Here is a 14986-nt window from a genome sequence, read left to right as displayed (position 1 = left end):
GACCAAAACCCCAACGATGGTCGTTCCAACTCATAGGTGTACCCATGTCCGCAATTCGGGCACTTGGCAGGCAGATCAGAAATATCCGCCCCGCATTCTATGCAATGGAAATTATCCATTACCTAACCCGAAAAACCCGCGCTCCCTCGGAGCTGTCTTCTACGTTGAAGCCCAGGTCCAAAAGCTTATCGCGCAGGCCGTCGGCTGTGGTAAAGTCTTTGTTTGCTCGGGCAAGTTCGCGTTGTTCGAGCAGCTCTTTGGCCTCTTCGGGCAATGATACGAACGGCACGGGCATGGCCTCATGATCGAGAATGCCTAGGATGTCGTCCACTTCAAGGAGCTGGTCGAGGCAGAACTTTGCTTCCTTGGCGGAAAGCTTACCACTGCCCAGCAGGGAGTTGATGGTCTTGGTGAAGCTGAACAGGATCGGCCAGAAACGGTGCAGCATGAGGTTGTCATTCAGGGCCTGTGAAAGGCCGGACTTGAGGGTGAAGACCTCTTGATCGATGTCCTCGGAAAGCTGGCCGGAATCCCCGGCGTGAATGCTCAAGCCTGCGGCAAGATCCTGCAATTTCTGCTGGTTCTTGACCCACATGGAAATGGACTGTTCGCTGCACACCAGCGGTTTCTTGTAGGATGAAGAAAGCATCCACATACGCACGGCTATGGGCTGACCGGACTGCTCCAAAAGCTCATCCACACAGGGCAATACCGGACCGCCGGGAAGTACAGGCTGGGCCACCATCCACGCCTGCGGAGCGACTCTGGCTCCGGCCCAGATAGCGCGCAGATTTTCCAGATGCGGAAAGCGATGGATTTCCCCGGCAAGCACAAGACTTACTCCGGGCAGACCTTCGAGAGCGGTCACTGCCTGCTGCATAAACCAGCTGGGCCGCACATTACCCCACTCGGTTTCGATGATATCGCCGAGCTTGAGGTCCTGCAGGGTTGCCCGCTTGAGCAGAGTGAAATCTCGCGGATTTTCCTTTACGTAATCATCCATGTCCACGGTCTTGCCAAGGCTTACCTTATCGATATCCATGTTGGACATCTGCCCGTAGCCCTTGTCGCGTGAGATATCAAAATACACGGACCGCAGCTTCTCGTAAGCCAAACCATGAGCGAGCAGAGCTCGGCAAAGCTCCACAGTGCGGTCCACGGACTCCGAGGCACGCTCAAAGCGCATGGACTTGCGCACGCCCAGCAGATAAGCGGCCTTACGTACAGCAGTGGCAATCTCTGTAGAAAAAGTCTCCCGGTCCACACCCCGCTCACGGGAAGCAGCAAGGGTCTGATCCTCAAGGTCAGCCAGCCCAACGAGCGCGGAAACCTTGGCGCCCTCGCGTTCCAGATGACGAGCCAGAACATCGAGCAGCACTATGCGTCTGAACACCTCTGGATCATAAGGATTGTCGAATGACGGTCCCATGGTGAAAAGTCCGGTTTCAGCTTCGGAAATGGAAAGGACACGATCAGCACCGCTGCTCTGATCAAAAATTTTCGGTCCTTTCAAAACCTGCGGACGGAACAACGGGGTGGAAAGGTAGCGTTCACCGCCATCGGGAAAAATCGCCACAACCAGCCCGTCTTCAAGCTCGGAAGCAATAGCGGCAGCCCCGGCCATGGCAGCGCCGGAACTCATACCCACAAATACGCCCTCTTCCTTGGCAAGACGACGGCAGGATTCAAAAGCATCGTTATCCTGTACCCGAATAACGCGGTCCAGCTTCTGCTTGTCGTAGATTCCGGGAGGATAGGATTCCTGCATATTTTTAAGACCCTGAATCTTGTGCCCCGGCTCAGGCTCCACGGCGATCATCTGGATATTCTTGTTAAGCTCCTTGAGCCGCTTGGTGATACCCATGACTGTTCCGGTAGTACCGAGGCAAGCAACAACGTGGGTTACTTTACCTTCGGTCTGATCCCAGATTTCCTGTCCGGTTCCCTCATAATGAGCCTCAATGGAGGCCTCGTTATTATACTGGTCCATGAGCAGATATTTTTCCGGCTCCTCACGGTAGAAACGGTAAGCCTGTTCAATGGCACCGTCAGTAGCAAGGTGGCCGGGGGTGAGCATAATCTCGGCCCCGTAGGCACGCATAATCATCTTACGTTCCTCGGAAGCGGTCTCCGGCATGATCAGCATCAGCTTGTAACCGCGAACAGCACAAGCCATAGCCAGCCCGATTCCGGTATTCCCGGAAGTGGCCTCGATAATAATTTTATCCGGGGTCAGTTCCCCGCTTTTCTCGGCTTTGCGAATCATGGCCCCGGCTGCACGGTCCTTGATGGAACCGCCGGGATTCATGGCTTCCAGCTTGGCCAGAATCTTGACATTTTTATTGGGATTTAGGACCCGCATCTCAACAAGGGGGGTTCCTCCGACCAGCTCAAGAATATCACGCGCAAACATTTTATATAATCCTTTCAACTAATTATCTTTAAGAAAATGAATTTCAGGCCGCGTCCTTTTTACTTCTGGCAATCATTTTGCAAACAAGAGGCAGTAGATCATCAGTGTTTGAAATCCGGGGCAAGGAATGAACCCGGCTAATTACAGCTAATAAACAGTCTGCCAAGGACGGAACAAATGTCAGCCTATCCTTTTCTTAAAGACAACATCGAAGCTCTTGCAACATACAACCCGCCCTTTTATTCCTGGCTGAGCAGTCAGGATATTGACGAAGAGAAACTGAAAGAATCTCTCTTCAAGAATAAGTGGGACATTCTCGACTGGAAAATGGAAAACGGCAGCGGCATGTTTGAATCCGTCACGCCCAACATGATCTACAATAGCTGGCAGGCCAAAGACAAACCCGAGACAAGTGCCACCATCATTGTAGGCTGCAACGTGGGCTACGGTGTCAATCAGGTATTGATGAACACTCCCGACACCCACAAAGTCATTGTCAGCGAGCCGAATCCTGAGATGCTGCTCGCCTGTCTGGGCCAGACCGACTACCGTCCTTTCATGAAGGCCGGCAAGCTCCATTTTTGCCCGGTCGATGAAAACAGCCTGATGAATATCATTAAAGAACTCGACCTTCAATTCGTATACGGCAAAATATATTTGAGGCTGGATATCCCCAGCCAGCAGATCGGACCGGAATACGCCCGCTGGTCCGCAACCATCCGCAACAAGCTGGAATCATTTACCGTTGAGATGACCACCCTGCGCCTGAAGCAGGACGTCATGGTCGGAAACGAACTGGATAACTTTTCGCGCATCCTTGGAGACGGCAGCATTGCTCCGCTCAAGGGCGCAGGACGCGGCATGGGCGCAGTCATTCTCGGCGCAGGTCCATCTCTGGCCCAGTTCGGTCCTGAACTGGCAAAGAATCCCGGACAAGCAGTATTCACCACCTCGCTGCAGGGTCTCCCCGCTGTGCAGAAAACCGGAATCAAGCCCCACTTCTGCATTGGTATTGACTACAACGCATCCATGAGCCGTGTATACGGCCAGTTGGATCATGAATGGGCCAAAGATATTCCACTCATCTACTCTACCAAGCTGGATCACGAAGTACTTGCCGCCTACCCCGGACCGACCATCCCCATGTGGACCGTCGGAGGACTGGGAACCTTTGCCCTGAACAACCATGAAGAAGTTTTTGACGCCGGTAGTAACGTCAGTATCACTCTGGCAAGATTTCTCGACTGGTGCGGATTCAACCATGTTCTGATGGTTGGTCAGGACTTCGCATGGAAAGGTCAGGTTTCCCACGCATCCGGTCACCAGAACTCAGGAGCTCAATACAACCCGGCCATGCTGGTGGAATTGGAAAACGCGGACGGCGAAAAGCTGACCTCCACCATTCAGTACATAACTTCCAAGCGTGAAATGGAAGATGACATCAAGAAACTGCGTGTACCGTTCTACAACCTGTACGGCGGCTGTGCAGTAATCGAAGGCACCCGCAATGTGGATATGAATGCGGTCAACATGGAAGGCCTGCTCTCGGCAGTTCCGGGCAGCATGGAACATTTCAAAACAGCCATTAATATGACCGCAACTCCGCGCAACATCCCGGTATTCGAACCGCGCAGCCCGAGGTGGACAGCATCCCTGAATCACGTCACCAAACGAATGGAAAAACTTTTCCGCAAGCACGGTAAGAATCAGGAAGAAATCCACAAGGCACTACACGAAGTCTATTTCTTCATCAGGCAGGACCTGCTCTACCTGCCTTACCTGTACAACGAAATCCTCGATATGGCGGGGCTGGCAAGGGCAAAGTCACATTACGTGCCCAAAGACCTGCCCCATTACAAGAGGATCATCAAAAAAATCCTGACCAAGGTGCGCCACATGGACCGGGCCATGAACGTGTCCGGCAACCGTAAAGCGGCCTGAAAGGATCAATCAGACAAGAACGTCCAGTAAGTTAATTCATCATAAGGAAGTCCCTTGCAGCACCTGCCCGCTGCAAGGGACTTTCGCATTGAAATTCATAGAAAGATTACAAAAACTTGTACCCGAAATTTATAAAATCATCCTCGTAACGCTCATTTACCAGCTTAATCAGCTCCGGGGTGTAGTAATCCTCAATGTAATCGACCTTATCGGGTCTGGATTTATTTTTATGTGGGATTTCAATCTCTTCCCCAAGCGCAGAAAAGAAACTCTTCATATCGTCAGCAAAATTCTCCAGTCTTAATAGCGTAAAATCATCTAGCAGACCTTCCGGCAAGGTCAAATGTGCTGTCTGAGACATGAAGTGAACATCAGAAAATTCATCCGGGCAAGTAGCTATAATTCTACAGAAATCTTCAAAGTTAAGCTGCCCAACGATTTTACTTAACAAAGGGTACAAAAATTTATTCGGTGCTTCCCGCATTACGTGGGCATATAAGGAAGCAAGTCGTTCATATGGATTTCTGACAATAGCAAATTTCAAATAATCTTCAAAATAAGGATCCGTGATATCGCTACAATTTCTAAGCTCTTTAAACTGGAAACATTGGTCTTTATATTTATCAAAAATCTGCCTTAAAATACCAACAGAACTTGATGCTCCATTCTTACAGATTTCAAGAAATAAAAGTTTTCTGCCCTCAATGACTGAAAAATTCCTGATTCCGATGGGACTTTTATATATAGAAATCGACCTTCCAAGATCGGAAGTAATATATGCAGCCAAAGCTGCAAGTTGCGTTTTACGGCCATTAATATCGATAATACAAATATCTTTAACCTTAGAGAGGTCAATAGCAGCGAAGGTTTGTTCATGGTCATAGTCCAGCAAGTCAACAAAAAAGTGCTTTAACGGTAAGGAAGTACAATCCCCCAACACGTTGCGTACCGCTCCGGGGCCATCTGCTCTACTACTGACATTAAATACATATAAACAGTCATCATCTTCCATATCTGGAAGACTTGAAAAAATGGACATCTTTTTCTCAGGGATTTCGAACAAATCTCTATATACATCTAAAAAACAACAATGTTCCACAAAAACTGAAAAATCTTTACATCCATATGCGTATAACTTTTCTGCAATTTCTTCATAAAAAACAGATGCAACAACTACCTTACAATCCTTAAACATGTTGAGAGTACCTACATTAAAGACAGGAATACAACAAAGTTCTCCAGAACAACTAGTACTATCCATAAAACATCGTATATTTACATCCGGACGAGTTCTATTTAAAGCAAAAAACAATTCCTTTGCCGTTCCTCCAAGGCCATAAATAACGACATCAGAACCAAATTCGATATCATCAAGATTATGAATATAATTATATTTCATAAACACACCATTCCTTTGTACTCATCAAAAACAAAAGTAAACAACTATCTACAGAACTCTATCTTATACCATAATATATAGAACCCTATACACAACTACGATCAAGATGCAATTTAATACGGCAATAACTAAAACCATATTTATCGAAATGATTCCCTTGAATCCTCTCCCGTCAGCGTGTAAACCGTGCCCATGAGTGATAATAAGCAAGACATGCCCTATCTCATGGAAGACGGCACACTGGTTATCCCGTTCTCTTGTCCGGACCACGAATACAAGTACTGGAAAAAGGAAGGAAAAAAACTTTCCGAAGTCCTTGCTGATCTCAATACGGACAAGGAGACATGGTATAAATTCACCACAGACAAGCACCCGGATGATGCTTCTGCAAAGGAAAAATCCGATGATGGCGAGGAGTAGGCAATTGAATTCGTTCATTTTTAAAAACCAGACCCTCTGCCATTACTTTCTGGGCTCCCTGCCCCTGATGCTGATATTCGCAGCCTTTTTTTTCAATTTCGGCAGCGAAGCGGAAGTACTGGCCTTTTTCAAGGCCCATTCACAGGCGCACCCGGATATCAAATCCTTTGCTAAAATCGTGACCAACTGGGGCAACGCAGCCCTTTACCCGATTTACATCTGGTTTCTGATCACAGGGATTAAACAGCGCAAGACGGATAAATCACGGTTGCGTTTTGCCCTCGTTTTTATCGCTGTGCAGTTGGCTGTCAGCCTGATCGCAGTGCGCTTTCTGAAAATAGCCATAGGCAAACCCCGTCCGGGCGAAGGAACATTCTTCGAACCGATGTCAATGAAGGGAGCCTATCATTCCATGCCTTCGGGCCATACATGTGAAATTTACGGGGCAAGCCTGCCCTTGATTCTACGTTACCGAAACCTGCTGCTGACCCTGGGGCTGGGCATTTTTTCCGCAACCGTGGCCTTCAGTCGAATTTACTTGAACTGGCACCATCCCAGCGATGTTTTCTGCGGCTGGATGCTTGGATCAGTAGCCGGATTCGCAATTCACCTTTTTTCCAAAGAGGACTAGTCCATGCGCTATGAAAAAAGACCGTTCATCTGGGACATCATGGAAGCCAACCCGTGGCTCAGTGTCCTGTTCATTCTCTTCCTGCAGTCCATCTTCACCATGGATTACCGTTCACTGTGGTTTTCCGATGAAGTCCGCTATGCCGATGTCTACACCCAGATGATGGATGCCGGACACTGGCTGGTCATGTATTTGAACGGTGTTGCCTACCCGGACAAACCGCCGGTGTACTTCTGGTTCCTATCCCTGATCGACACACTGACTCCGGCAGACGGCATCAGTGTGTTTTTCCTCGGTTCGGCACTTTCCGCTGCCTTTTTCCTGCTTTCCACTGTGGCCTTTGCCCGCACCCTCGGCTGCGGACGCAAGACAGCCCTTGCCACCGGACTGGTGCTGCTGAGCAATATTTTCTTCATCGGCATAGCCCATTATTCGCGTATGGACCTGCTCTTCGGCGGTTTCATCCTCTGGGCCAACATCTGTCTTTATAAAGGCTTTCAGAACCGGGATTCCGGAAGATACTTCCTCTGGGCATTCGGATTCATGGGAATAGCAACCCTAACCAAAGGCCCTCTGGGACTCATCTTCCCCCTGCTCACTGCGGCCTGCTTCCTAATCTGGAAAGGCAAGACAGGACTACTGCGCGACAAAGGACTGCTCAAAGGCCTTGGCATCCTGCTGGCAATCCTGCTGGCCTGGGTTGTCGGAGCACTTGTTGTGGACGGATCATCTTTCATTCACAATATCTTCTACAAGCAAATCTACCAGCGCGCTGTAAGCTCCTTCCACCACGAAGAACCTTTTCAGTATTACCTGATCGCCTTCCCGCTGGCATGGCTGCCGTGGACACTGGCTATCTTCGCCGCACCGCTGAAAAAAAGATTCTCCATTGACCACTGGGTAAAAGTAACTTCCCTGCGCAAGGAATCAGAAAACGAAGGCCGGGACTGGGCATGGATCATGTTCATCAGCGGCTTTGTGCTGCTGACCTGTTTGAGCATCAAGGTTCTGATTTACATCCTGCCCCTTTTCGCCCCCCTCGCCATGCTGACCGCACGTGGACTGCTCGGCGAAGACGGACAGGAACCGGTTCTCAATTCCAAAAAACTATGGTTTGCCATTGGCGGATTCTATCTGCTGCTCGCTGTGGCAGCACCTTTTGCCGAAGTGCTGATCCCCTTTGACATCACCCTGCACGGGCTCTCTTTCACAGTCCTGATCATGGGACTTGCCGGACTGGCCCTGCTTAAATTCAAAGATTCAGGGGCATATAAAGGTTTGCTGGTCATGACCGCAGCCATGGTTCTCTGGCTCCAGCCGCTGGCCCTGATGACCCTGCCCTCGCTTGATCCCCTCATGAGCCCCCGCCAGACCGGGGAAATAATGAGGGAATACGTTGCGGAAGGCAGCTATCCCATAGCCCACAAGATTTATTCCGGCATTTTCTCTTACTACGCCGGAACCAACATACACGAAACCAGCGATCTTGAAGAAATCGAAAAGGTCCTCGCGGAAAAAGACAACGTAATTCTGGTCATGCAGAAAAAATACTACGACCGCTGGGAAAACCGTCCCGAAGGTATCACTGTTGTTAATGAGCAGTTTATCTCTGACCGGCCCTATTTGCTGATTAAAAAATAACCAAACTCGACAATAGAACTCAATAAAACCCAGCTCCCATCTTACAGGGAACTGGGTTTTTTATTTTCCAAAACACCAGTACCGTGCTATCGTCAAACCATAAGCAACAGTCACAACCGGCTATACATCCGATACATTTCATATTTCTGGAGATGATTATGGGACGCTCTAAGAACATACTTTTTATCGACAACGATAAAGAACAGCTGAGAATGCTTGATAAACAACTGAGTGCTTTAAAAAAGCGCTGGCAGGTTGATTACGCTTCAAACAAAGAAGAAGCCATGGAACAGCTTAGGACAAGACCTTATGATATCATTGCCATGGAACTTAATGTCGATGGATTCGAGGGAGATGAACTCCTTGATGAAATCAAATACCGCCAGCCCGGAAGTATCAGGTTCATTATTTCCGAGTCGGTAAATTCAGAGAACTACCTTAAGTTTGTTAAATACGCCCACCAATTCATTACCAAGCCGTATACCCAATCGGAGTTGATCGGAAAAATAAAAAAAAGCCTGCGTCTTAAAAACATCTTTCTTAACGAACGTGCGGCAAAAGGTATTGCTTCAATTGAAGAACTCCCCACCATGCCGGAACTATTCCTCAAGCTTGAAAGAGAGTTGAACAAAGAAGATGTGCTGATCAGCAATATCGGTAAAATGATCGGAGAAGACATGAGCATGACCGCCGGGCTGCTCAAGCTGGTAAATTCGCCATTTTTCGGTCTCTATTCCAAAGTGACCAACCCGGAACAGGCTGTTACCCTACTGGGTTTGGACAACCTCAAAGGACTGGTGCTCGGAATTCATCTGTTCAACTCAACCAAAAATACCAAATTTGATTTTTCCATAGAAGAACTGGGCAAGCACTGCCAATATACAGCCCTCATGGCCCGATCCATCATCAAGGCTGAAGGCGGCAGCAATGAACAGGCCGAACATACCTTTCTTGCCGGCTTTCTGCATGACATAGGTAAACTGGTACTTGCAACATCATATCCGGATGAATACAGTACGATCCTGAGCATAGTGCGTGAAACCAATATTCCGGTACCTGAAGCGGAAAAAGATATTCTGGGATTCACCCATGCAGAAATTGGAGCCTACCTGCTGGCTATCTGGGGATTTGACGAAGACATAATTGAAGCCATTTACTGCCACCACAAGCCACAACGACTGGGCAGCGTTGACTTAAGCCCCGCCGTAGCCATCCATGTCGCGAATTCATTTGACCATGAGTTACGGGTCAAAAACAGTGAATACGCTCCGCACCTGCTTTCTGCTGAATGGCTTGAACAAAATGAATTCAGCTCCAAACTTCCAGAGTGGCTGCAAATTTGCGCAGAAACAATGGAAGAGGATGCAAAAGAAAATTAAAATACAGCCCATCAAATCCTTGCAGACTTGATGGGCTGTAATTTTGTTTCAATAAAATTCGTTTTAAAAACAGGCGCAACTATCCGGTAAACCTGCATGCAATGGGCATCCGCCATCCTGTACCGAAGGCTCTTGAAGTTATCTTAAGCCCCGGCGCGGCCTGCTTGCGCTTGAACTCTGAAATCCTGATTAACCGTAGCACATGCTGAACAGTCTCGGCTTCAAATCCGGTTTCAGCAATGATTTCACTCTCTGCCTTGTGTCCTTCAACCCGCAGTTCGATGATCCGGTCCAGAACATCATATGGGGGAAGAGAATCCTCATCCTTCTGGCCCGGACGCAGTTCTGCGGACGGCGGTTTCTCGATAATCGCCACCGGGATAATCTCGCCCCTGCCCTGCTCGTTCAGCCAGCGGCAGACCCGAAAGACAAGGGTCTTGTACAGGTCTGATATTACAGCCAGACCGCCAGCCATATCACCGTATATGGTGCAATAACCTACTGCCAGTTCACTTTTGTTTCCGGTGGTGACCAGCAACGCGCCCATCTTGTTTGAAATAGCCATGACAAGATTTCCACGGATACGGGACTGGATATTCTCTTCAGTAACGTTGGCGGGCAATCCTTCAAAAGTCGGCGCGAGGGCCTTCTCAAATTGGTTCATGAGTTTGTCGATGGGGATGGTTGTGCAATTGATGCCGATATTTTTCACCAGATCAAGAGAGTCATCAACGCTGCCCTTGCTGGAGTAAGGGGACGGCATAAGCACCCCGGTTACATTCTCGGCACCGAGGGCCTCAGCAGCAACCGCAGCGGTCAGGGCTGAATCAATACCTCCAGAAAGACCAAGCACAACTTTACTGAAGCCGGTCTTGCCGAGATAATCACGCAATCCGAGAACCATGGCCTGCCATGCCTCGGCTTCTTCGCAAAAATCGTCTTCCTCAATGCGTCCGGCAGAACAATCAGATTCAACAATAACCACGTCTTCCTTGAAGCCGTGCCCGCGCGCAACCAGATCGCCGTCGGTATTAAAAGCGCAGCTGCGTCCGTCAAAGACAAGATCATCATTGCCGCCCACCTGATTGGCATAGAAAACCGGAACCTTGTACTTTGAAGCAATATCGCCGAGCAACTTTTCACGAGTCCGCTGCTTGCCTATGCTGAAAGGCGAAGCGGAAAGGTTGACCAGAACATCTGGATTCATATCCATAATCTGCGGAATGGGATTACTTCCGTAACGCCTTCCATTATGGTTTTCACGATCGTTCCAGACATCTTCACAGATAGTCACCCCGATTTTCAGCCCGTCAAACTCAAAGAAATTTATATTTTCAGCAGGTTCAAAATAACGCTGCTCATCAAATACATCATAGGTTGGCAGCAACCATTTATAAAAAACTTTTGGGACAGCTCCATGTTCGATCAGCCATGCGGCGTTGCGCAGAGGATTACCAATTCCCTCATGGTTGAGATCAACTCCACCTGCCAGAAGAGCCATGCCCTCAGGCATGCGTCGGGAAATTTCAGAAACAGCTTCTCGACAACGGCTGACAAAATCCGCATTGAGCAGCAGGTCGCGCGGAGGATAACCGGTCAGGGCAAGTTCAGAGGTCAGGCAAAGTCTTGCACCGCGTTCAGCGGCCCTTTTAACTCCATCAAGGATGAGTTCCACGTTTCCTTCAAGATCGCCAACTGTCAGGTTGAGCTGCAACAGGGCTATTTTCATTTATTCATGTCCGTCCTTAATAAATTTGGGATGGGGAGTACCTAACGTCTGAAAGAACACTTGTCCATTGTCAGGGGACAAATAATTATCAGCCTCTCAGACTCTTAACCTTGCACTGAATATGCTGGAATGCTAAACAGTTGTCTATATCTAAAGCAAAAGCGCGGGAATTTGCCCAATCTATCAACCAACGGATTGAAATTGTTAAAAATAGATAAAGTACAAACCAGAATCGGAGTTCTGATCGTAGCTATTTCCCTAATTTCATTCATTGTTTCCGGGGCATACGATTACAGTTCCATGCGTAGAGACATGCTCGATGAACTCAACCAAAAGGCTGACGGGCTTGTTGAGAGGCTTTCCGAATCCCTGATTACTCCACTCTGGAATGTTGACCAGGCTGCTATCAACCGTATCCTGCTCTCGGAAATGAACGACAAGCGTATCAAGGCCATTCTGGTTACCGAAGACAACGGCAACAATGTTTTTGCCGGAAAGATGCGTGACGAAACGTGGAACATAATCAACTTCAAAAGCTGGCCCATCGGCAAATTCGTTAAACGCAAAACTGAAATTTCAATCATGAACCAGCCCATCGGGGCTGTGGAAATCTTTCTTTCCCCTAAATTCATTGATGATGAGCTATATCAATCGCTCCTCAATTCACTGCTGCGCACCATGCTGCTGGTTATCCTGATTAACCTTGCACTGTTTGTAACCATGCGCAGGATTCTCATTTCCCCCATAACCAAATTAAGCCAGACCGCCAGACAGATTTCGCTGGATAAAAACTACAGTTCACGGGTGCAAATCGAGTGCAGGGGTGAAATGGAAAGCCTCGTCAAAAACTTCAACAATATGCTGCAGCAGATTGAAGAGCAGGACCTTAAGCTCAAACAATATAGCGGACAGTTGCAGGAAAAAATCCATCAAAGCAATAAAAACCTTGAAAAAAGTTATCGCGAGCTGAAAATCATCAACCGTGAACTGGAGGTCGCCAAGGATGAAGCTGAGGCTGCGTCCAAATCCAAAAGTGAATTCATGGCCAATGTCAGCCATGAAATCCGCACTCCCATGAATGCCATCATCGGTATGGCCGACCTGACTATGGAGACCGATCTTTCTTCCAAGCAACGGGAATTCATAAAAATCATTATCAGTTCGGGTAAAGTTCTGCTGCGGCTGATAAACGATATTCTCGACTTCTCGAAAATAGAAGCCGGAAAACTCAGCCTCGAAGAGGTTAATTTCAACCTGCACCAGCTCATTCATGACATCAGCGATCTTTTTGTCGAACAAATGGTCGCCTCACAGACGGAACTGGTTATTGATATCCGGCCCGGCGTGCCTCAACGCATCATCGGTGACCCCTTGCGACTGCGTCAGGTTCTGGTCAACATCACTGCCAATGCTTTTAAATTTACCAGCAAAGGCGAAATCATCATTACTGTTTCAGCAGACCAGATAAATGCCACCAAATCTGAAATTGTATTTGCCATCAAAGATACAGGGATTGGAATACCTGAAGAAGTGCAACCCCATCTTTTTGAAGCCTTCAAGCAGGCGGACGGTTCCACGACACGCAAATACGGGGGAACAGGACTGGGTCTTTCCATCTCCAAACGCATTGTTAATCTCATGGGCGGAAACATCTGGTTCCGCAGCAGGCCGGAAGACGGAAGTACATTTTTCTTCACCATCACTCCTAATGTAGCAGTGGAAACATCCCTGATTGAATTTGAAATTCCGCAGGAGCTGAGAAACAAACCTGTTCTGGTGGTAGACGATAACTTCGCAGTCCGCAGCGTGCTGGTACGCTATCTCAAACAATTCGGATTCCAGCCCACCAGTGTTGCCAGCGCGGAAGAAGGCATCAAACTTATTGAAGAAAAGAAAGATGACCAGTTCAAAATGCTCATCATTGACCTCAAACTGCCCGGCATGAACGGGGATGAAGCAAGTATTGAAATCCGCAAAACATACAGTAAAGAAGAACTCCCCATACTGATGATCACTGCCACAGAGCTTAATACAGCACTGAGTAAAGCCCAAAAAGCTCAAATAAACAGAATGATCAGCAAACCGCTCAAACAGGCCACCCTCTTTAATTCCATCATGGAAACTTTCGGCTATGATGTACCTCAAGAATACTCTTACGAACCTTCAAAGCCGATTAAAGATGAATTCAAATCCTATAGACTGCTTCTTGTTGAAGACAACCCCATAAACCAGCAGGTGGCGGAGCAAATACTGGAGCCCACCGGAATTGAAATTGCTTCAGCCCCTAATGGCGCGGAAGCTGTCAGAATGGTGCAGGAAGCAGGCTATGACATCGTTCTTATGGATATCCAGATGCCGGAAATGGACGGGTATGAGGCAACAACCATAATCCGTAATGACCTGAAAATGAAAAATCTGCCGATCATCGCCATGACAGCACACGCCATGCGCGGCGACAAAGAGAAATGCATTGCTTCCGGCATGGACGATTATATTCCCAAACCTATCGATAAAGAGCAGATGATCAGTATCATCCGCAACCACCTGAAGCAGGAGAAAAAGACGAAACAGCCTGCCGCTTCCTCACCAAAAGAAGAGCCATCCACCACGCAGAGGGATGACACACAATACCGGGAAATAAATGTTTCCGAAGTTCTGGAACGAATTGGCGGAGATATGGGAATCCTGGTCAGCATCCTGCGCAACTTCAGGAGTACAACAAAGATTTCACTGCAGAAATGCGAAAACTGCTGCAAGCCGATCAGCTCAAGGAAGCCGGAGACAAAGCGCACACCTTGAAAGGATCAGCCGCAAACATCTCCGCAAATGAATTGGCTATGGCTGCCCTTGAACTGGAGAAAAGCTGCAAATCAGACCTGAAAGAAGATGCTGAAATCGCCCTTGAAAAAACAACTGAAAAACTCACTCTTCTTTGCGAGGATGTTGCCCTTCTTGAAAAAGATTTTAATTAAGGCAGGCAGATCAGGACACGGTGCATTCATTCAGTTGAAATTAATTCATATTTGAGGCAGAAATCATTAATAAATATTGACTGTAAAAGAGGATTTTAAATATGGCGTTAATGTTTGGAAGCCCCAACCGCAAGACAAACAGGACCATTGAAGATGCTAAAAAAGACCAGCGTCTTGATATGGCCCGCAACCTTTATCTTGGCGGAAAGGTAAAAATTGTGACCACCGAAGAAGTCCCGAACAGGGAAGTTCTTGGAACATTCGGTCTGATCGTCTGCCGAAGCTACAACTTCGACAACGCATTCTACGGCCTCATAGCACAGGCAATTGATGCCAATGCCGATGCCATTGTGGGCTACAGAGAGTCGGTCTCATTCCATCCTGAAGGGGACAAATTCTATTCCTGCTACGGCACTGCCGTTCGCCTGAAAAAAGTTAAATAAAAAAAGGACCGGTATTCC

11 protein-coding genes are annotated in these 14986 nt (G+C 48.0%); 8 read left to right on the top strand and 3 right to left on the bottom strand.

Annotation, left to right across the window (positions count from 1 at the left end; all coding sequences use genetic code 11):
- Positions 1 to 118: 118 nt before the first annotated feature.
- On the bottom strand, positions 119 to 2413 hold the full coding sequence (locus tag ACKU40_RS01125) for a cysteine synthase (protein ID WP_320174707.1): 2295 nt from the start codon (positions 2411 to 2413) through the stop codon (positions 119 to 121).
- A gap of 177 nt (positions 2414 to 2590) precedes the next feature.
- On the opposite strand from ACKU40_RS01125, the gene ACKU40_RS01120 reads away from it, so the two are divergent.
- On the top strand, positions 2591 to 4354 hold the full coding sequence (locus tag ACKU40_RS01120; protein WP_320174706.1) for a 6-hydroxymethylpterin diphosphokinase MptE-like protein: 1764 nt from the start codon (positions 2591 to 2593) through the stop codon (positions 4352 to 4354).
- A gap of 106 nt (positions 4355 to 4460) precedes the next feature.
- On the opposite strand, the gene ACKU40_RS01115 is transcribed toward ACKU40_RS01120, so the two are convergent.
- Positions 4461 to 5753: a sulfotransferase family 2 domain-containing protein gene (locus ACKU40_RS01115; protein ID WP_320174705.1), complete on the bottom strand. Its 1293-nt coding sequence runs from the start codon at positions 5751 to 5753 to the stop codon at positions 4461 to 4463.
- A gap of 192 nt (positions 5754 to 5945) precedes the next feature.
- Here ACKU40_RS01115 and ACKU40_RS01110 point away from each other — a divergent pair, with 192 nt between their 5' ends.
- From ACKU40_RS01110 to ACKU40_RS01095, 4 genes are all read left to right on the top strand, one after another.
- Positions 5946 to 6173 (top strand): hypothetical protein, encoded by a 228-nt coding sequence (locus ACKU40_RS01110; RefSeq protein WP_320174704.1) that lies wholly within the window; start codon positions 5946 to 5948, stop codon positions 6171 to 6173.
- A 4-nt stretch (positions 6174 to 6177) separates the two neighbouring features.
- Positions 6178 to 6804 carry a phosphatase PAP2 family protein gene (locus tag ACKU40_RS01105; RefSeq protein WP_320174703.1) on the top strand — a complete coding sequence of 209 codons (627 nt, stop codon included), beginning with the start codon at positions 6178 to 6180 and terminating at the stop codon, positions 6802 to 6804.
- A 3-nt stretch (positions 6805 to 6807) separates the two neighbouring features.
- On the top strand, positions 6808 to 8445 hold the full coding sequence (locus ACKU40_RS01100; RefSeq protein WP_320174702.1) for a glycosyltransferase family 39 protein: 1638 nt from the start codon (positions 6808 to 6810) through the stop codon (positions 8443 to 8445).
- A 158-nt stretch (positions 8446 to 8603) separates the two neighbouring features.
- Positions 8604 to 9824 carry a response regulator gene (locus tag ACKU40_RS01095; protein ID WP_320174701.1) on the top strand — a complete coding sequence of 407 codons (1221 nt, stop codon included), beginning with the start codon at positions 8604 to 8606 and terminating at the stop codon, positions 9822 to 9824.
- Positions 9825 to 9903: 79 nt separating this feature from the next.
- Here ACKU40_RS01095 and ACKU40_RS01090 read toward each other — a convergent pair whose 3' ends face one another.
- Positions 9904 to 11553, bottom strand: a complete 1650-nt coding sequence (locus ACKU40_RS01090; protein ID WP_320174700.1) for an NAD+ synthase — start codon at positions 11551 to 11553, stop codon at positions 9904 to 9906.
- A 201-nt stretch (positions 11554 to 11754) separates the two neighbouring features.
- Between ACKU40_RS01090 and ACKU40_RS01085 the strand changes: the two genes are divergently transcribed.
- The 3 genes from ACKU40_RS01085 to ACKU40_RS01075 all read left to right on the top strand — a co-directional run bounded on the left by ACKU40_RS01085 (position 11755) and on the right by ACKU40_RS01075 (position 14968).
- Positions 11755 to 14352, top strand: a complete 2598-nt coding sequence (locus tag ACKU40_RS01085; RefSeq protein WP_320174699.1) for a response regulator — start codon at positions 11755 to 11757, stop codon at positions 14350 to 14352.
- Positions 14292 to 14525: an Hpt domain-containing protein gene (locus ACKU40_RS01080; RefSeq protein WP_320174698.1), complete on the top strand. Its 234-nt coding sequence runs from the start codon at positions 14292 to 14294 to the stop codon at positions 14523 to 14525. Before ACKU40_RS01085 ends, ACKU40_RS01080 begins: the two co-directional genes overlap by 61 nt.
- Before the next feature lie 101 nt (positions 14526 to 14626).
- Positions 14627 to 14968 carry a hypothetical protein gene (locus ACKU40_RS01075; protein ID WP_320174697.1) on the top strand — a complete coding sequence of 114 codons (342 nt, stop codon included), beginning with the start codon at positions 14627 to 14629 and terminating at the stop codon, positions 14966 to 14968.
- Positions 14969 to 14986: the final 18 nt, after the last annotated feature.

It is taken from the genome of Maridesulfovibrio sp. (assembly GCF_963666665.1).
Lineage (GTDB): Bacteria > Desulfobacterota > Desulfovibrionia > Desulfovibrionales > Desulfovibrionaceae > Maridesulfovibrio.
Note: the sequence above shows the minus strand (reverse complement) of the source record. Positions and strands in the feature narration are given on the sequence as shown.

Bases quoted from the DNA above. Each gene is read 5' to 3' on its own strand.
- ACKU40_RS01115 (WP_320174705.1), bottom strand. From the start codon at position 5,753: ATGAAATATAATTATATTCATAATCTTGATGATATCGAATTTGGTTCT.
- ACKU40_RS01120 (WP_320174706.1), top strand. From the start codon at position 2,591: ATGTCAGCCTATCCTTTTCTTAAAGACAACATCGAAGCTCTTGCAACA.
- ACKU40_RS01100 (WP_320174702.1), top strand. From the start codon at position 6,808: ATGCGCTATGAAAAAAGACCGTTCATCTGGGACATCATGGAAGCCAAC.
- ACKU40_RS01090 (WP_320174700.1), bottom strand. From the start codon at position 11,553: ATGAAAATAGCCCTGTTGCAGCTCAACCTGACAGTTGGCGATCTTGAA.
- ACKU40_RS01125 (WP_320174707.1), bottom strand. From the start codon at position 2,413: ATGTTTGCGCGTGATATTCTTGAGCTGGTCGGAGGAACCCCCCTTGTT.
- ACKU40_RS01075 (WP_320174697.1), top strand. From the start codon at position 14,627: ATGGCGTTAATGTTTGGAAGCCCCAACCGCAAGACAAACAGGACCATT.
- ACKU40_RS01095 (WP_320174701.1), top strand. From the start codon at position 8,604: ATGGGACGCTCTAAGAACATACTTTTTATCGACAACGATAAAGAACAG.
- ACKU40_RS01080 (WP_320174698.1), top strand. From the start codon at position 14,292: ATGCGAAAACTGCTGCAAGCCGATCAGCTCAAGGAAGCCGGAGACAAA.
- ACKU40_RS01110 (WP_320174704.1), top strand. From the start codon at position 5,946: ATGAGTGATAATAAGCAAGACATGCCCTATCTCATGGAAGACGGCACA.